At 43.9% G+C, this 18,928-nt stretch carries 13 protein-coding genes and 2 pseudogenes; all 15 read left to right on the top strand.

From position 1 onward, the window contains the following. The first annotated feature begins 3 nt into the window (after nt 1-3). A pseudogene (locus ACQ86K_RS09775) lies at nt 4-1,718 on the top strand (GMC oxidoreductase). Between the two features lie 270 nt (nt 1,719-1,988). Then, complete coding sequence (locus ACQ86K_RS09780; RefSeq protein ID WP_090524591.1) at nt 1,989-3,668, top strand: GMC oxidoreductase; 1,680 nt, start codon at nt 1,989-1,991, stop codon at nt 3,666-3,668. A 36-nt stretch (nt 3,669-3,704) separates the two neighbouring features. Next, the gene (locus ACQ86K_RS09785; protein ID WP_091175426.1) at nt 3,705-5,132 is read left to right on the top strand and encodes a Gfo/Idh/MocA family protein; all 1,428 of its coding nucleotides are present in this window, start codon (nt 3,705-3,707) and stop codon (nt 5,130-5,132) included. Between the two features lie 111 nt (nt 5,133-5,243). Further along, nucleotides 5,244-5,810 (top strand): gluconate 2-dehydrogenase subunit 3 family protein, encoded by a 567-nt coding sequence (locus ACQ86K_RS09790; RefSeq protein WP_091175423.1) that lies wholly within the window; start codon nt 5,244-5,246, stop codon nt 5,808-5,810. Between the two features lie 149 nt (nt 5,811-5,959). Beyond that, on the top strand, nt 5,960-6,961 hold the full coding sequence (locus ACQ86K_RS09795) for a Gfo/Idh/MocA family protein (protein ID WP_431200260.1): 1,002 nt from the start codon (nt 5,960-5,962) through the stop codon (nt 6,959-6,961). Next, nucleotides 6,958-7,110, top strand: coding sequence for a hypothetical protein (locus ACQ86K_RS09800; protein ID WP_431200261.1), 153 nt, complete (start codon nt 6,958-6,960; stop codon nt 7,108-7,110). Before ACQ86K_RS09795 ends, ACQ86K_RS09800 begins: the two co-directional genes overlap by 4 nt. A 26-nt stretch (nt 7,111-7,136) precedes the next feature. Continuing rightward, nucleotides 7,137-8,189 (top strand): sugar phosphate isomerase/epimerase family protein, encoded by a 1,053-nt coding sequence (locus ACQ86K_RS09805; RefSeq protein ID WP_091175421.1) that lies wholly within the window; start codon nt 7,137-7,139, stop codon nt 8,187-8,189. A gap of 438 nt (nt 8,190-8,627) precedes the next feature. Then, nucleotides 8,628-9,935 carry an MFS transporter gene (locus ACQ86K_RS09810; protein WP_091175419.1) on the top strand — a complete coding sequence of 436 codons (1,308 nt, stop codon included), beginning with the start codon at nt 8,628-8,630 and terminating at the stop codon, nt 9,933-9,935. Between the two features lie 140 nt (nt 9,936-10,075). Further along, complete coding sequence (locus ACQ86K_RS09815; protein ID WP_091175416.1) at nt 10,076-10,519, top strand: c-type cytochrome; 444 nt, start codon at nt 10,076-10,078, stop codon at nt 10,517-10,519. 73 nt (nt 10,520-10,592) lie between these two features. After that, nucleotides 10,593-11,806 (top strand): annotated as a pseudogene (locus ACQ86K_RS09820) (nucleoside permease). Between the two features lie 2 nt (nt 11,807-11,808). Then, entirely contained in the window at nt 11,809-12,702 is an 894-nt protein-coding gene (locus ACQ86K_RS09825; RefSeq protein ID WP_091175411.1) for a hydroxypyruvate isomerase family protein, read from the top strand. A 50-nt stretch (nt 12,703-12,752) separates the two neighbouring features. Further along, nucleotides 12,753-13,628, top strand: a complete 876-nt coding sequence (locus ACQ86K_RS09830; RefSeq protein WP_091175408.1) for a sugar phosphate isomerase/epimerase family protein — start codon at nt 12,753-12,755, stop codon at nt 13,626-13,628. 18 nt (nt 13,629-13,646) lie between these two features. After that, nucleotides 13,647-14,417 carry a 3-keto-disaccharide hydrolase gene (locus tag ACQ86K_RS09835; protein ID WP_091175406.1) on the top strand — a complete coding sequence of 257 codons (771 nt, stop codon included), beginning with the start codon at nt 13,647-13,649 and terminating at the stop codon, nt 14,415-14,417. 339 nt (nt 14,418-14,756) lie between these two features. After that, on the top strand, nt 14,757-16,766 hold the full coding sequence (locus ACQ86K_RS09840; protein WP_431200825.1) for a ligand-binding sensor domain-containing protein: 2,010 nt from the start codon (nt 14,757-14,759) through the stop codon (nt 16,764-16,766). A 14-nt stretch (nt 16,767-16,780) separates the two neighbouring features. Then, nucleotides 16,781-18,919, top strand: coding sequence for a response regulator (locus tag ACQ86K_RS09845; protein ID WP_431200262.1), 2,139 nt, complete (start codon nt 16,781-16,783; stop codon nt 18,917-18,919). Nucleotides 18,920-18,928: the final 9 nt, after the last annotated feature.

The following is an 18,928-nucleotide window of genomic DNA, read 5'->3' on the forward strand; positions in this document are numbered from 1 at the left end:
GTAATGGCTAATTTAAATATCGACAGCGTTAAAGAACGCACTTTCGACGCGATAGTAATTGGTTCGGGCATGAGCGGGGGATGGGCTGCTAAAGAGTTTGCAGATAAAGGGTTAAAAACATTGATACTGGAGCGTGGCCGCGATGTGAAGCACATTAAGGATTACCCGACTACCAATATGTACCCCTGGGAGTTTGAACACCGGGGCGAATTGCCGATGGCTGTACAGGAAGCCAATCCTATTGTAAACCGCTGTTATGCTTTTGGAGAAAGCGCCGCGCATTTTTTGTTAAAGATGCAGAGCACCCATACATTCAGGATAAACCCTTCGACTGGATCCGCGGATACCAGGTTGGCGGTAAATCCCTGCTTTGGGCGCGCCAAACCCAGCGTTGGAGCGATTTTGATTTTGAAGGCCCCGCCCGCGATGGTTTCGCGGTAGACTGGCCTATCCGTTACAAAGATATTGCACCATGGTATAGTTATGTAGAGAAATTCGCCGGCATTTCGGGTAACCGTGATGGCATTGCCGAATTGCCGGATGGTGAGTTCCTACCCGCATTCCCATTAAATGCTGTTGAAGAATATTTCAGAGATCACGTAAAAAGTAAGTATAAAAACCGACATGTGATCAGCGCTCGTTGCGCCCACCTGTCAACCCCTAATCAAATCCACCTTGATCAGGGCAGGGTACAATGCCAAAGGAGAACGATCTGTGAGCGTGGCTGCCCCTTTGGTGGCTATTTCAGCGCTAACGCTACCACTATCCCCTGGGCTTTAAAATCTGGTCACGCCACATTAAGGCCATTTTCGGTAGTGGAATCTATTATATATGATGATAAGCTGGGTAAAGCTACCGGTGTGCGGGTTATTGATACCAATACCAAAGAAGCTATCGACTACTACGCCAAAGTAATATTTGTCAATGCAGCGGCGTTAAATACCAACCTGATATTGCTTAATTCTAAATCACACCGCTTCCCTAATGGTTTGGGCAATGATAGCGGTGTGCTGGGTAAATATGTAGCTTTCCATAATTATTCGGCCCATATTGGAGCCGAGTATGATGGTGCAAAGGAATGGACTACAGATGGCCGTAACCCTGCCGGCGGGGGGTATATCCCAAGGTTCAGGAATGTGTACAAACAAGAAACCGACTTTTTACGCGGTTATGCTTCAGGCTTTGGCGCTTACAGATCCCCGCAGCGTAGTTGGGACGGCGTAGGTAGCAGTCTGAAAGATAACCTGGCTAACAAAGAGCTTGGCCCGTGGCGTGTAGGCTCGCACATGATGGGCGAAACCATCCCGAAGGAAAGCAATTTTGTAAGTCTTGATGACAAGCAAAAAGATGCCTGGGGTGTGCCGTTATTAAAGATGAACATTGATTACGACGATAACGACGAGAAGATGAAGAAGGATTATGTGGAGCAGTTAACTGAGATGTTCACCAGCGCGGGCTTTACTAACATTAAAGCAAGTACCGATAAACGAGCACCGGGGCTTGATATTCATGAAATGGGCGGTGCCCGTATGGGGAATGATCCTAAAACATCGATATTAAACAAATGGAACCAGGTGCATAGCGTTAAAAACGTATTTGTTACCGACGGCGCCAGCATGACATCAACCTCGTGCCAAAATCCGTCACTAACTTATATGGCCTTTACGGCAAGGGCCGCCGATTATGCCATGAGCGAGATGAAGAAGGGGAATATATAGTGTAGTTTTGAGTGGCGGTTATTTAAATAGTAGCAGTTGCAGTTAAAAGTAGCAGCTATTTAAAAGTAAAAGTTGTAGAAAACAGCAAATATGTAGGGGAAACTAACTGCAACTGCCAGTGCTACTGCTACTAAAACTTACTACCAGTGCTACTACAACTAAAGGCTTCGTGTAAAAAAAACACAATGTAATATTTGGAAAATGAATTTTATTCATACATTTAACGACACAACCAAGTACTAAACAAATTTAACTAATCATATTATTCGTATGTCTGCAAACACTTATGACGCAATAGTCATTGGCTCAGGAATTTCAGGCGGGTGGGCTGCCAAGGAACTAACACAAAAGGGTTTGAAAACCATCATGCTTGAGCGTGGCCGTAATATTGAGCACATTAAAGATTACGTAAACGCAACCAAAGATCCATGGGAATTTCCGCACAGAGGCGGCCGTACCCAGAAAATGATTGATGATTACCCGGTTCTTAAACGCGACTATCCGTTAAATGAAACCAACCTTGACTATTGGGCAAGTGATAAAGATAGTCCTTATACAGAAATTAAACGTTTTGACTGGTTCCGTGGTTACCACGTAGGAGGCCGCTCACTGATGTGGGGACGCCAATCGTACCGCTGGGCTGATGTTGATTTTGAAGCCAACTTAAAGGATGGCATTGCTGTCGACTGGCCTATCCGCTACAAAGACATCGCTCCGTGGTATAGCTACGCTGAGCAGTTTGCCGGGATCTCCGGTAATAAAGATGGTTTACCTATCCTTCCTGATGGCGATTTTATGCCGCCTATGGAAATGAACGTGGTTGAAAAAGACGTTTCAAAACGCTTGAAAGAATTTTATAAAGAAGCGCGTCACATGATCATCGGTCGTACGGCTAATATCACTGTACCGCATAACAACCGTACCAACTGTCAATACCGTAACAAATGCTGGTTGGGCTGTCCGTTCGGTGCTTATTTCAGCACACAATCGGCTACATTGCCTGCGGCTATGGCTACCGGTAATTTAACCGTTCGCCCTTGGTCTATAGTTACCAAAATATTGTACGATAAGGATACCAAAAAAGCCAAAGGCGTTGAGGTATTGGATGCTGAAACCAATAAAACTTATGAATACTTCGCTAAGATCGTATTCGTAAACGCATCAACCATTAACTCGGCCTGGATCCTGATGAACTCAGCAACCGACGTTTGGGAAGGTGGCTTAGGCAGCAGCAGCGGCGAGCTTGGCCACAACCTGATGGACCACCACCTTAATGTTAGCGCTTATGGCAGGATCGAAGGTTATGAGGATAAATATTATTTCGGTCGCCGTGCAAATGGTTTTTATATCCCGCGCTACCGTAACCTTAACGGCGAAAAACGTGATTACATCCGTGGTTTCGGTTACCAGGGCTCGGCAAGCCGCGAAGGCTGGAGCCGTGACATTGCCGAATTGAACATTGGCGGTGCGTTTAAGGATGCATTGACCGAGCCAGGTTCATGGCATATAGGTATGGGCGCTTTTGGCGAAACATTGCCTTATCACGAAAACAAGGTTACCATCGACAAAACCAAAAAAGATAAATGGGGCTTGCCTGTTGTTGCCATTGATGCCGAATTGAAAGCGAATGAGCTGAAAATGCGTATCGATATGGAAAAAGACGGCAAAGAAATGCTGGAAGCTATTGGCGCTAAAGATGTACAAACTTCAAGCACTAATCCGTTCCTTGGCCGTGGTATTCACGAAATGGGTACCGCACGTATGGGCCGTGATCCAAAAACTTCAGTATTGAACGAGTGGAACCAGGTTTGGGATGCTAAGAACGTATTTGTTACCGATGGCTCATGTATGACTTCGGCTGCATGCCAAAACCCGTCGCTCACGTATATGGCATTAACCGCACGTGCAGCCAACCATGCTGTTGAGATCCTTAAAAAAGGTGAAATTTAACCAACATCACATAAAAACAACCTAATAAAAACACCTATGACTGAAGAAAAGGACAAAACCCCAAACCCGTCGAGACGGCAATTTATTAAAAGCAGCGCCATAGCGGCCGCTGGTTTTATGATAGTTCCGCGCCATGTTTTGGGCGGTAAAGGTTTTATAGCTCCAAGCGACAAGTTATTGATTGCCGGCGTAGGTGCCGGTGGTAAAGGGCAAAGCGATATTGCTAATTTTTACAAAAGCGGCAAGGCCGAGATCGCCTTCCTGTGCGATGTTGACGACCGCAGAGCAGCAAGATCACGCAGCGATTTTCCTAAGGCAAAGTATTATAAGGACTGGCGCGAAATGTTTGACAAAGAACACAAGCATTTTGACGCGGTATCGGTTTCAACACCCGATCACAACCACGCTATTATTACCTACAATGCTATGCAGCTGAACAAACACGTTTATGTTCAAAAGCCGCTAACGCACGATATTTGGGAAGCCCGTTTACTAACAGAGGCTGCCAAAAAGTATAAAGTGGTTACACAAATGGGTAACCAGGGTGCATCAAATGATGGTACACGCCTAATGTCGGAATGGTATGATGCCGACCTGATTGGCGATGTGCACACAGTTTACTGCTGGACAAACCGCCCCGTTTGGCCGCAAGGCATTGCATGGCCACCGCCCCAACCAAATATCCCTAAAGAGTTGGATTGGGACCTGTGGCTGGGTACAGCACCTAAAAAAGATTATGTTGATAAACTGGTACCATTTAACTGGCGCGGCTGGTGGGATTACGGTACCGGCGCCCTTGGCGATATGGGCTGTCACCTGGTTGAAGCTCCTTTCCGCGTGTTGGGTATTCAGTATGCTAAGGATGTACAGGCCAGTGTTGGCAGTGTTTATGTAGATGAGTTTAAAGAAGGCCACTTCCCTGAAAGCTGCCCTCCATCAAGCCACATCACGTTAACATTCCCTAAAACCGATAAAACCAAAGGTGATGTTACACTGCACTGGATGGACGGTGGTATCCAACCAGAAAGGCCTGCTGAATTATTAGCGAGCGAAGATTTTGGCGGTGAAGAAGGTAACGGTACATTGTTTATCGGTACAAAAGGTAAAATGTATGCAAGCACCTATTCTGATGCAGCAACATTATTGCCGAAATCGCTTACCAAAAGCGCTAAAGCTCCGCAGAAATGGGCACGTGTACCGGGCGGCGCTAACGGCCACTACGCACAGTGGGTTGAAGGATGTATAGCAGGTTATGGTAAAACAGAGTTAAGCTCATCGTTTGATAAGGCTGGTCCGCTTACTGAGGCGCTATTGATGGCTAACCTTGCGGTTCGCGGTCATGAGCTAAATGGCGGCAGAGTAAAATTGGTTTGGGATAACCAGGCTATGAAAGTTACCAACTTTGATGCTGTTAACCAATATATAAAACGCGATTACCGCGAAGGTTTCGTGTTAAAAGCGTAATTTAGGAATACGTGATTAGTTGGGGAAAGACTTACGAAGTTTTTAAAACTTCGTAAGTCTGGTAAACACTAATTCACTAACCCAACTAATTCAGTAAATCAATAATTAAACATGAATAGAAGAGAAGCGATAGGCAGGGTAGGTTTGATCCTTGGCGGTACCATCATCGGCGCCGAGTTCTTCATCTCCGGATGTAAATCATCTTCGCCGAAAGTAAACGACCTTTTTACACAGGATGATGTAGCCCTGATGGATGAAATTGGCGAAACCATTTTGCCTGCAACCTCAACCCCTGGGGCTAAAGCTGCCGAAATTGGCAAATTTATGACCGTAATGGTACAGGATTGCTATACTGCCGATGATCAGAAAATTTTCACCAAAGGCCTTAAAGACCTGAATGATGCAAGCGACAAAAAATTTGGTAAAAAGTTTTTGGAGGCCACTCCGGAGCAGCGTACCGAACTATTAACTGCGCTTGACAAAGAACAAAAAGACTATACCAAAACCAAAAAGCCCGAAGATCCTAACCATTATTTCAGGATGCTGAAGGAATTAACCCTGCTGGGTTTCTTCACTTCAAAACCGGGTGCCACACAGGCATTACGTTATATAGCCGTTCCTGGTAAATATGACGGTAACCTGCCATACAAAAAAGGTGATAAAGCCTGGGCAACCTAAAAAATTGCAATATCAATTGATTATACCTTTGATTTTTACAAAATTTGAATTGCTATCAAAAACAGCATTATGTAATAATGCTGTTTTTGATGTATACAATCGATTGAGAAGCGTTTAATCATCAAAAACATCAACCCCAACAAAAACAAATGAAATTAAGATTAGGAATGATAGGCGGCGGACAAGGTGCCTTTATTGGTGCCGTACACCGCATAGCTGCCCGTATTGATGGTGAGTATGAACTGGTTTGCGGCGCTTTTAGCAGTAATGCCGAAAAATCGCAGGCCAGCGGCCTTTTGCTTGGCTTACCGGCAAGCCGCTCATATAGCTCATACCAGGAACTTATTGAAAAAGAAAAGCAACTGCCCGAGAACGAACGTGTGCAGGTGATCAGCATTGTAACGCCTAACCATGTGCATTTTGCCCCAACCAAAATGGCGCTCGAAAACGGTTTTCATGTGGTGCTTGATAAACCCATGACCTTTTCGCTTGAGGAAGCTAAGGAACTGGAAAAAGTAGTTAGTACATCTGGCAAACTATTTTGCCTTACACATACTTACACAGGCTACCCAATGGTTAAGGAAGCTAAGCAATTGATTAAAGCAGGCGCCATAGGTACAATACGGAAGGTTTATGTTGAGTATCCGCAGGGGTGGTTGAGCAGTTTTTTAGAAGGAGAAGATAACAAACAAGCCTCCTGGCGTACCGATCCGGGTAAAAGCGGGATTGCCGGTGCCATGGGTGATATAGGTACACATGCCTTTAACCTTGCCGAATACGTTACCGGCTTACAGGTTACTAAAATTTGTGCCGATATCAACATTGTAGTTGAAGGCCGCAAGCTGGATGATGATGGCGCGGCGTTGTTAAAATTTAACAACGGTGCAAGCGGCGTGCTCACAGCTACCCAAATTGCGGCTGGCGAAGAAAATAATGTGAAGATCAGGGTTTATGGTGAAAAAGGCGGTTTGGAATGGCACCAGAGCGATGCTAACTCATTAACTGTAATGTATACCGATAAGCCTGCCGAAACCTGGCGCACCGGCGGGGGTATACCAGCTCATTCGCGCAGCATAATACACGTACGCCTGCCGGTCACCCCGAAGGTTATCTGGAGGCATTCGCCAACCTGTACCGTAATTTTGCTTTGACAGTTAAAGCCGGTTTGGAAGGTAAGCAGGCCACTCCCGAAGAACTTGATTTTCCGGGTATCGAAGAAGGCGTTCGGGGAATGGCTTTTATTGAAAATGTGATAGCATCAGGTAAATCAGATGCCAAATGGACTGATTTCACTATTTAATCCACCATCTATTTAAAACAAACAACATGACTACTATAAAAGGACCTGCCATATTTATAGCACAGTTTATAGGAGACGCGGCACCATTTAACAGCCTTGAATCTATTTGCCAGTGGGCAGCGGGTTTAGGCTACAAAGGTGTGCAGCTGCCAACAAACGATACCCGTTTTATCGACCTGCAAAAAGCCGCCGAAAGCAAAACTTATGCTGATGAAATTAAAGGTATAGTTAACGCCGCAGGGTTAGAAATAACTGAGCTATCAACCCACCTTCAAGGCCAGCTGGTAGCGGTAAATCCGGTTTATGACGATCTGTTCGACGGTTTCGCACCCGAGCATTTACGCGGTAACCCGGCCGAAAGGCAAAAATGGGCTATACAGCAATTGAAATATGCTGCACAGGCATCAAAAAATTTAGGTTTAAATGCATCGGTAACTTTTAGTGGTGCCCTGCTTTGGCCAATGGTATATCCGTGGCCTCAACGCCCTGCCGGGATTGTTGAGACTGCTTTTGGCGAACTGGCCAAACGCTGGACGCCGATACTGGATGTTTACGAGGAAAACGGCATCGACCTTTGCTACGAGATTCACCCGGGTGAAGACCTGCATGATGGTATCACTTACGAGATGTTCCTTGATCATGTAAAAGGCCACAAACGTGCTAACTTACTGTATGATCCTTCGCACTTTGTATTACAGTGCCTGGATTACCTGGAATATATCGACCTATACCATGAGCGCATTAAAATGTTCCATGTTAAGGATGCCGAGTTTAATCCAACAGGTCGTCAGGGTGTTTACGGTGGTTACCAGAACTGGGTTAACCGCGCAGGCCGTTTCCGCTCATTGGGTGATGGTCAGGTAGATTTTAAATCGATATTCAGTAAATTAACACAATATGATTACAAAGGATGGGCGGTGCTTGAATGGGAATGTGCGCTCAAACATCCTGAAGACGGTGCAAGGGAAGGTGCCCAATTCATTAAAGATCATATTATCCGTGTAACCGAACGAGCTTTTGATGATTTCGCCGCATCGGGTTCTGATGACGCTTTCAACAGGAAAACGTTAGGGATATAATTTTTTGATTTCGGAATTGGGATTTTTGATTTCGGAATTATAAAATCGTAAAAAACGTCATGCCGAACTTGTTTCGGCACCCCACAAGATAGGTATGCGAGTGCTTAGCATGGCTGCCTGGCAAGTGGGATGCTGAAGCAAGTTCAGCATGACGACATGATTTAAAACTTCGTAAGTCTGGATCTACAAATGCCAGATCAAAAACGAGTGTCATGCTGAGCCTGCCGAAGCATGGTGGGAGGCCTTTACGCGCGACCCTTCGACAGGCTAAGGATAACAGGCCTGCGCTCGCGATAATGACTTTATTTAATCATAAAATAGCCCATCGGTAAAACATGGGATTTTACTAAAAGGAAACATACAGCTGAAATAATTTCGGCAAAAAGCATTTTGATACAGCCAATTAACCAATTATCAAATAACCTTAAATAATTTAAAATGCAAACTATTAACCGTACACAGCTATTCAGGGCAAGCTGCCTGTCGTTGCTGGTAACGTCATTATCATTCGGTATCCGTGCCGGGATTTTGAATGACCAGGGCGTAAGATTTCATTTGAACGCTTCGCAACTGGGCACCATTGCAGCAACTGCTTTCTGGGGCTTTCCGCTGGCTATCATTGTAGGCGGCTTTATTGTCGATATCATCGGTATGAAAAAGCTGCTGGTGTCAGCTTTCGTGTTTCACCTGGTGGGGATCCTGCTTACCATTTTTGCCAATGGCTACTGGACGCTGTTTCTTTCTACCTTAATGATTGGTATTGCTAATGGTACGGTTGAAGCTTCATGTAACCCGCTTGTAGCTTCGCTATATACAGATAATAAAACTACAAAGCTTAATCACTTTCACCTCTGGTTTCCGGCGGGCATCGTGATCGGTACGCTCATCGTGTTCGGACTGGATACCACTTTGGCTCACGGTGTATCACCTAAACCGTACTGGATCTCGCAGATTGAGATAGCATTGATGCTGATCCCTACCATTGCTTATGGTTACCTGTTCTCGAAGTTGGATTTCCCGGTTACCGAGCGTGTATCTGCCGGTATAAGTACCGAGGATATGTATAAGGCATTGGTCAACCCGTTGTTCCTGTTCATGATCATTTGTATGTTCGGAACAGCTATTACCGAATTATTCACCAACCAGTGGACTGACGTTTTATTCAAAACAGTTACGGACAACGCCATCCTTATTTTAACTTTTGTTGCCTCGGTACAGGTATTGGGCCGCGCGTTTGCAAGCCCGATAGTTCACCGTTTGGCACCACAGGGGGTACTGTTGATCTCGGCCGTATTATCAGCTTTGGGCATTTATTTGATGGTACACCTGCATGGTGATGCTATCTATTTTGCAGCGGTAGTTTTTGGTCTTGGTGTAGCTTTCTTCTGGCCTTGCATGATAGGCTTTGTGGCCGAAAACCTGCCGCGTACAGGTGCCGTAGGTTTAAACCTGATGGGCGGGGCCGGTATGTTCGGGGTATCTATTTATATGATGTTTATGGGCGGTTTTTACGATAAAATCATGGCTTCAAAATTACCGGCGGGTGCCAGTCTGGACGCTTATCGGTCGGCGCCGGCGGGCTCGGATATGGCTAAAGCGTTTGATGCAGCACGGTCGGCGGCAGGTCCTGAAGTATTAAATACTACCCTGATTATCCCGATTGCATTAATCGTTGCATTTATAGGATTGGTAATTTATATGCGCTCACGTAAAAAAACCGCTTCATTAGGCGCTATATCGGTTTAATGAGGCTTTAATTATGATAAAAAGTTGTAATTTTCGCCTGATTAACCAACCCAATTAAAATTACATGATGAAAACAGCAGGGGCATTGTTAATGAACAGATTTTCTGTTAGGTTATCATCATAAACCACAATTAATCTTTATGAAAAAAGTATTCGTTATTCTTTGTATCAGCGCAGCGTTTGCTGCCTGTGGCGGAAATTCATCAAAAAACACCGGTGGTAGCGATAGCACTAACGGTACAAACCAATCAGCTAAAGCTGCCGATGCCAATGCTGATACTGTAGTAGCAAAAACCGGCACCGAACCGGCAGGTGGTTCTGCAGGTTCATCAGCCGGCGAAAAATTAATTGCAACGTTAGATTGCAGCACCTGTCATAAAGTTGACACCAAAGTTATTGGCCCTGCATTTCAGGATATAGCAGGTAAATACGAAGCTTCAGATGCTAATATCGAAATGTTGGCTAAAAAGATCATCGCCGGCGGTAGCGGCAACTGGGGCAACATAGCCATGACCCCACACCCTTCATTGCCTGAAAGCGATGCCAAAGAAATCGTTAAATATATTTTATCATTAAAAAAATAACGAGAAGGATAAGTTAGTCTGGCTTTAAAATATAATTATGAATATCGGAATTAGGGTAAAACTTTCAACAATGATGTTCCTGGAGTTCTTTATCTGGGGAGCGTGGTTTGTAACAATGGGCACTTATTTAACAGTTACGTTAAAGGCTACCGGCACACAAAATGCGGGTGCTTACGCAACGCAATCGTTAGGTGCTATTATAGCCCCTTTTGTTATCGGACTTATTGCTGATAAGTATTTTTCGGCACAAAGGATTCTGGGTGTACTGCACCTGTTGGGCGCGGCCTCACTTTATTATGCAACTACCATAGCTGATTTTGATAAGTTTTACCCTAATATCCTGTTTTACATGATCATTTACATGCCAACACTGGCACTGGTAAATTCGGTTTCATTTAAGCAGATGCAAAACCCAAGTAAAGAGTTTCCTTTAATCAGGGTGTTCGGAACAGCAGGGTGGATCATTGCAGGTATTGTTATCGGCTTATTAGGATGGGAAAAAAGCGGAACGCTTGTGCTCACCTTCAAAATGGCATCAATAGCGTCGTTGATATTAGGTTTATTAAGCTTTACCTTACCTGATACCCCTCCGGTAAAAAGGGGCCAAAAAACTACATTTGGCGATATCATTGGCTTAGATTCAATCAGCTTGTTAAAAAACAGGTCGTATTTAATTTTCTTTTTGGCGTCGGTAGCCATATGTGTGCCCTTGGCGTTTTACTACAACTTTACCAACCCTTTTTTAAATGAAGTGGGCGTTAAAGCCGCTGCCGGTGTACAGGCAATGGGGCAGGTATCCGAGCTGGCGTTCATGGCAGCGATGCCTTTGTTTTTTGTGCGGTTCGGTGTAAAAAAATGCTGGCTATTGGTATGCTGGCCTGGGTACTGCGGTATATATTCTTTGCCTACGGCGACGCAGGTTCAAGCTACTGGATGCTTATTGCGGGTATAGTAATGCATGGTATCTGTTACGATTTCTTCTTTGTAACCGGTCAGATCTATACCGATAATTTAGCGGGCGAGCGTTTTAAAAGCGCGGCCCAGGGCTTTATTACCTTAGCTACTTATGGCGTAGGTATGCTTATAGGCTCGTACATTTCAGGCCCTATTGTTGATCATTGGAAAGTATCCGATACATCACATAACTGGCAAACCATTTGGCTTATACCTGCAGGTATTGCCGCTGTGGTATTGATATTATTCCTCGCTTTATTTAAAGATAAAACAAGCATGGCCACAAAACCAGGTTTGGATATTCAGGAACCATCAGCACAAACCGAAATATAATTATGGCATCAAATCAAAACAGGCGGTCGGCTATCAAAAGCATGATCGCGGGCACGGCGGCAATTGGCGCGTCGGGTGTATTATCTTCATTTACCATCGAAACTGAAAAACATATGCAGGCTGATGATAAGCTCAAAGGCAATATTAACCATGCTGTATGCCGCTGGTGTTACGGCGATTTTACGATAGATCAACTTTGTGCCGCTGCTAAGGACATCGGCATAAAAGGGATCGATCTGGTTGGCCCTTCAGACTGGCCTACACTAAAAAAATACGGCTTGTTCTCATCTATGTGCAATGGTGCCGAGATCAACCTTACCGATGGTTTTGGTGATAAACAGTTTCATGCCAAACTGCATGAAAATTATACCAAAATGATCCCGCTGGTGGCAGAGGCGGGTTATAAAAACCTGATCTGCTTTAGCGGCAGCCGTCGCGGTAAAACCGATGAGGAAGGCTGGAATAATTGCGTTGAAGGCTTGAAACCTATGGTTGCCCTTGCCGAAAAACACAACGTAATATTGGTAATGGAACTGCTGAACAGCAAAATTGATCACAAAGATTACCAGTGCGACAGGGTAGAGTGGGGCGCCGAACTTTGCCGCAGGCTTGGTTCAGAAAACTTTAAATTGCTGTATGATATCTATCATATGCAGATTGACGAAGGCGATGTGATCCGCAATATCCGCGCTAATCATCAGTACATCGCTCATTACCATACCGGCGGTGTTCCCGGCCGTAACGAGATTGATGAAACCCAGGAACTTTACTACCCGGCCATTATGCGTGCCATTGTGGAGGTAGGGCATAAAGGCTTTGTAGCCCAGGAGTTCATCCCGAAACAGAAAGACAAAATAGCTTCGCTTAAAAAGGCGGTGCATATTTGTGATGTTTAAACCTTACATCACCTTATCACTCTAAAAAGCTAAACTAATAAAACAAATACATGACAACCAGAAGAACATTTTTAGCACAAGCCGGATTAATGGCCGCAGGCGCAATGCTTGCGCCGAAATTGGTATCGGCGAAAGCTTCAAATAAAGTGGGCCTGCAATTGTATAGCCTGCGCGATCAGTTACCCAAAGATGTAAAAGGTGTTATTGCACAAGTAGCAAAAGCCGGTTATAACGAAGTTGAAACCTTTGGTTTTAACAAAGAAACCGGTTATTGGGGATTAAAAGGTAAAGAATTTAGTCAGCTTTTAAAAGATAACGGACTAACAACTCCAAGCGGTCACTATGGCCTTGACGAGTATTTAGGCTCAGGTAAAACTGATGACCTGAACGCTTACATTGAAGTTGCCAATACCATTGGTCAGTCACATATTATTATCCCGGCTTTAAACCACAACTTTATTAAAACTGTTGATGATTGTAAAGGTGTGGCCGAGAAAATGAACAAGATTGCCGAGATCCTGAAAGCATCGGGCTTAAAATTAGGTTACCATAACCACAACTTTGAGTGGGCACCGGTTGGTGACACTACTTTTTACGATGTGGTGCTTGCCAATACCGATCCTAAACTGGTAGCCATGGAAATGGATATTTACTGGGTAGTGCGTGCCGGTAAAAACCCGGTTGAGATTTTTGAAAAACACCCCGGCCGGTTCGCTTTTGTGCATGTTAAAGACAGGGATAAAACCAATGCCGAACTGAATACTGAAATAGGTAACGGTGATATCGACTTTAAAACCATATTGGGTAAAGCTAAGCTTGCAGGCATTAAGCACTTTATTGTTGAGCAGGAAAACTATACCAATATCGACCCGTATGTGAGCATTGCAAAAAGCGCTTCATACCTTAAAAATACGCTTCACGTTTAAACCAATTATTTTAGAGAGATGAAATATCCATTAATACTAACCGCCCTTTTAGCAGGCAGCTGCTTCATGGCAAACGCGCAAAGTGCCAAACCTGAAGACACCGAGATTTGGGAACCGGTACCTAAGGTAGTTACACCGGGCAAAAATTTAGGCGATGCCCCTTCAGACGCAATTATTTTGTTTAACGGTAAAGGCCTTGACGAGTGGGTTTCTGTTGAAGATAAAACCCCTGCTAAATGGCTGGTAAAAGGAGATGTACTTACCGTAAATAAAGCTACCGGTAACATAGAAACTAAAAAAAGCTTTGGCAACTACCAACTGCACATTGAGTGGAAAGTACCTGCAAACATTACAGGCAGCGGGCAGGCCCGCGGCAACAGCGGCGTGTTCTTAGCTTCGATAGGTAAAGGTGACGCAGGTTATGAGCTACAGGTTTTAGATTCGTACGAAAATAAAACTTATGTTAACGGCATGGCAGGCAGCTTGTATAAGCAAGTGATCCCACTGGCAAACCCTGGTCGTAAACCCGGCGAGTGGAATGTTTATGATGTAATTTGGACCGCTCCTGTATTTAACGAAGACGGTTCATTGAAATCGGCAGCAAGGGCTACCGTATTTTTCAATGGTGTGCTTGTTGAAAATAATTTTGAGCTGCTTGGTCCTACTCAATACATCGGCAAACCATCGTACGAAGGCAAAAAACATGGCCCGTCGCCAATTAAGTTACAGGCCCATGGCGATAAGAGCGAACCGCTTAGCTTCCGCAATATTTGGGTAAGAGAGCTGTAAGCAACGCTACTAATTTTTGAAAATATGATAAGCCTCCCGGTAATGCCGGGAGGCTTTTTTTATGGTATTTAATATTCTAAAGGTAGAACCTACGGTTGCTAAACGCTGTCGCTATTTATATAGTCTATTTACTAATCAGTCTGTTAGCTTTGGTTTTTGTGTATTCCGCTTTCAGTTTTTATATCATTGCTTTTTTTTGTCTACATTAAACTTATAAATATTATAGCCGTATAAGTTAACTATAAACCATTCTGTTTCTCTTTTTAAGGAACGGATTTTCACGAAAATTAAAACTCAACACCGCCTGTTATTTTGAATATCTATAAATATTTGTTTGTTGTGGTTGCCTTGTTGATTACCCGAAATGGGTTTGCGCAAGATAGGAACCTTAAGTTTGAGCATATCGGCACCCGGGAGGGCTTATCACAAATTAATGTGAGTACCATAATTCAGGATAGCCGGGGTTTTATGTGGATAGGTACCCGCGACGGCCTTAACCGGTATGACGGATATAGCTTTGTGATATATAAGCACAGTATCCAGGATGATAATTCATTAAGCAGTAACCTGATATCAGATATCGCCGAAGACAAAGAGGGCAACATATGGCTGGCCACCCTTTTTGGCTTAAATAAGCTCGACCGCAAAACAGGTAAGTTTATACATTACTTTCATGACAGCGCCAATTCAAACAGCATCTCAAGCAATTTTGTAAACAGGCTGATATTTGATCATGATGGTATTTTATGGATAGGCAGCCAAAAAGGCGGGCTCGACCGGTTTGATATCTACCAAAATAAATTTACTCATTATAAACACAACGAGGCCGACCTGTCGTCATTAAGTGACGATGATGTAACCGCGTTAAAGGAAGACTCCAAGCACCGTTTATGGGTTGGTACCCTGAGCCACGGTCTTAATCTGTTTGACAGAAAGAAGGAAACTTTTACACGATATCAAAGCCAGCCGGGGGTAAACGCCAGTATTTCAGGAGGCTATGTAATTGCTATATACGAAGATATTGAGGGCAGGTTATGGATAGGGACGGAAGATGGCGGGCTTAATTTATTTGACCCGGGAAAAGGCACATTTAAACATTACCTTGAGAATAAAAAAGATTCCGGCTCTAACTCAGGCTATAGTGTTTTGGCATTAAACATGGACCTGAACGGTAATTTGTGGGTAGGTACCGAAAATAATGGCGTTAATATCCTGAACCCTGTAACCGGAAAAATAACAGCCTACAAGCATGATGATATTGACAGGGGCAGTATGAATGGTAATTCCATTTACAGTATTTGCCGGGATAGGATGGGGAATATGTGGCTTGGGGCATTTAGTGGCGGCATTAACCTGTATAAGCGCAGTACCGAAAGTTTTTCGCATTTCAGGCATAGCTCATCGCCAAACAGCCTGGCCAATAATTTTGTACTGTGCCTGCATGAAGATCAGGATAGTAATATTTGGGTAGGCACCGACGGGGGCGGTGTTAATGTGTTTAATAAGGATGGTACCGTTAAACATTATGTGAATGATCCGGCTAATGCCAATAGCCTGACCGGAAATTATGTATTGAACATCATCCAGGATTTTAAAGGTGACTTTTGGATAGGCACCTGGGCTGATGGTTTGTGCCGGTTTAATCCCCGCACCGGCAGTTTTACCGGTTTTAAACATGACGTGGCAAAGCACGGCAGCTTAAGTAATAACAATGTTTATGCCCTTACCCAAACCCGCGACAACCGCATCTGGGTAGGTACCTATAACGGCGGACTCGATTTGTATGACGAAAAGTCGGGCACATTTTCGGCTTTTAATTATGATCCTAATGATCCTAAAAGTATCAGCAGCGATAGGGTATATTCCCTGCTTGAGGATCATAACGGCAATTTTTGGGTTGGCACTTTTGATGCCGGCCTCAATTTGATGGATAGGAAAACAGGTACCTTCACCCGGTTTCAGCACGACGAGAGGCGTAACAGTATCAGCAATAACAGTGTCCCCGATTTGTTTGAGGATAGTAAGGGCCGCATCTGGATCAGTACACTTTCGGGGCTTAATCTATTTAACCCGGTTACCAAACATTTTACGGCGTTTACGACCAAAAATGGCTTACCAAGCGATGTCATTTATGCTGTGCGCGAAGATAAGCTGGGCACCATATGGGTTAGTACCAATAATGGTTTATCCAACTACGATCCGGTTAAGAACACCTTTAAAAACTATACTATTGAAGATGGTTTACAGGATGAAGAATTTAAATCACATTCGGCCCTGCAAACTAAGGACGGCAGGATCTTTTTGGGGGAATTAACGGTTTTAATTCCTTTACACCCGGACAGATCTTAAAACCATCCGCCTTTATGCCCCTGGTTATCACCAATTTTCAATTGTTCAATAAAACAGTTAAAATTGCCCGCGGCAAGGATGACCCATCACCCTTAAAACAAGATATAAGTGATACCAAATCAATTAAATTATCCTATACTCAATCTGTAATTACATTACAGTATGCGGCGCTTGATTACTCTTCATCTGATAAAAAGAAGTACAGTTACATACTCGAAAACTTCGACACAGACTGGAACAATGTGGGAAGCCGGAATACTGCTTCATATACCAATTTGCCGCCGGGCGAGTATACTTTTAAGTTAAAGTATCAGAATACATCAGGGTTATGGTCGCCACCTTCAGCGGGATTAAAAATTACTATTGTGCCGCCGTTTTGGTTAACCTGGTGGTTTAAATTAATTGCCGCGGTAACCATAATTGGTTTGGTATACTTTATTTTTAAATACCGGGTTAAATTTTTGAAGGCACAGAAAACCGTACTGGAACGCCAGGTAAAAGAACGTACCGAAAGCTTGGTAAAAATGACAGCGAATGAACGCCTGGCCCGTGAGGCATCAGAAAAAGCGCGTGAAGAAGCCGAAAGCGCCAATAAAGCCAAGAGTATTTTCCTTGCTACCATGAGCCATGAAATCCGGACACCTATGAACGGTGTTATCGGCATGGCAACATTGCTGGCCAGTACCCGGCTTACCAGCGAGCAGGAGGAGTATACCGAAACCATAAAAAATTGCGGCGATGCCCTGTTAACGGTTATTAATGACATTCTTGATTTTTCTAAAATTGAATCGGGCAATATGGAGCTTGATGAAGAGGATTTTGACCTGCGCGATTGCATAGAAGGCGTTTTGGATGTTTTTGCCGAAAAAGCTTCGCGGTTAAACCTTGATTTGGTTTACCAGGTTGAACATAATGTGCCGGTTCAAATTATTTCCGATTCGATACGTCTTCGACAGATCCTGATTAACCTGGTAGGCAATGCGGTGAAATTCACAACCCAGGGCGAAGTTTTTATACTGGTAGGGGTAAAAGAGCAAAAAGATGACGACCTGGAATTGATCTTTAAAATAAGGGATACAGGCATCGGCATTGCCGAGGATAAACTGGAGCGTTTGTTTAAGCCGTTTTCGCAGGTTGATTCAAGTACAACCCGTAAATATGGCGGCACTGGTTTAGGCTTGGCTATAAGCGAAAAACTGGTTAAGCTAATGGGCGGCGAAATCAGCGTACAAAGTGAAATAGGCAGGGGGACTACTTTCTCGTTCACCATAAAATCAAAAGTGGGGCAAAAGGTAAAACGAAATTACGTTTACCTTAACCTTACCGAGCTTGAAAACAAGCGTATTTTATTTGTTGATGACAATGCTACCAACCGCGATATAATTGACACGCAGCTGAGGCAGTGGAAATATGATCCTGTAGTTGTGGCATCGGCAACTGAGGCGTTAAAAGTGCTTAACGATCAGCATGAGCATGTTGACCTGCTGATAACAGATATGAGCATGCCCGAAATGGATGGCCTGCAGCTGGCTAAAGAAGTAAAACGGAAATTTCCTGAAATGCCTATTGTATTATTAAGCTCGATAGGCAGCGAACAAAGCAAGCGGGAAGACAATGTATTTAACGCGGTGTTAACTAAGCCTACAAAGCATAATCTGTTACATAAGCATATAGTTGAGCAGTTAAAAGCCGGCAGCGGTATTAAAACTGAGTACCACCAGGTGCAAACAGCGTTTTCTAAAGATTTTGCTAAAAATTACCCCATGAGCATTCTGATAGCCGAGGACAACTTAATAAATCAGAAGCTTGCTATGCATATGTTAAGTAAAATGGGCTATAGCGCCGATATTGCCGAAAATGGTCATGCTGCGTTAAATGCTATGGTAACAAAACATTACAACCTTATTTTGATGGATGTACAAATGCCCGATATGGATGGTTTGGAAGCAACGCGCTTTATCCGCAGTAACATGCAGGACCAACCAGTAATTATTGCCATGACCGCAAACGCAATGCCTGAAGATAAGCAGGCATGTATTGACGCCGGGATGAATGATTATCTGAGCAAGCCCATGAAACTTTCTGACTTAATGGAAATGCTTGAAAAATGGGGTAAATATATAAACGGACATAATGCAGGTTTAATGAATTGACATTATATT

It is taken from the genome of Mucilaginibacter sp. P19 (genome assembly GCF_050632265.1).
GTDB lineage: Bacteria > Bacteroidota > Bacteroidia > Sphingobacteriales > Sphingobacteriaceae > Mucilaginibacter > Mucilaginibacter gossypii.

Coding starts and splice junctions, on each gene's coding strand:
- ACQ86K_RS09795 (WP_431200260.1), top strand. CDS start 5,960: ATGAAATTAAGATTAGGAATGATAGGCGGCGGACAAGGTGCCTTTATT.
- ACQ86K_RS09835 (WP_091175406.1), top strand. CDS start 13,647: ATGAAATATCCATTAATACTAACCGCCCTTTTAGCAGGCAGCTGCTTC.
- ACQ86K_RS09780 (WP_090524591.1), top strand. CDS start 1,989: ATGTCTGCAAACACTTATGACGCAATAGTCATTGGCTCAGGAATTTCA.
- ACQ86K_RS09815 (WP_091175416.1), top strand. CDS start 10,076: ATGAAAAAAGTATTCGTTATTCTTTGTATCAGCGCAGCGTTTGCTGCC.
- ACQ86K_RS09805 (WP_091175421.1), top strand. CDS start 7,137: ATGACTACTATAAAAGGACCTGCCATATTTATAGCACAGTTTATAGGA.
- ACQ86K_RS09825 (WP_091175411.1), top strand. CDS start 11,809: ATGGCATCAAATCAAAACAGGCGGTCGGCTATCAAAAGCATGATCGCG.
- ACQ86K_RS09790 (WP_091175423.1), top strand. CDS start 5,244: ATGAATAGAAGAGAAGCGATAGGCAGGGTAGGTTTGATCCTTGGCGGT.
- ACQ86K_RS09845 (WP_431200262.1), top strand. CDS start 16,781: ATGCCCCTGGTTATCACCAATTTTCAATTGTTCAATAAAACAGTTAAA.
- ACQ86K_RS09810 (WP_091175419.1), top strand. CDS start 8,628: ATGCAAACTATTAACCGTACACAGCTATTCAGGGCAAGCTGCCTGTCG.
- ACQ86K_RS09830 (WP_091175408.1), top strand. CDS start 12,753: ATGACAACCAGAAGAACATTTTTAGCACAAGCCGGATTAATGGCCGCA.
- ACQ86K_RS09785 (WP_091175426.1), top strand. CDS start 3,705: ATGACTGAAGAAAAGGACAAAACCCCAAACCCGTCGAGACGGCAATTT.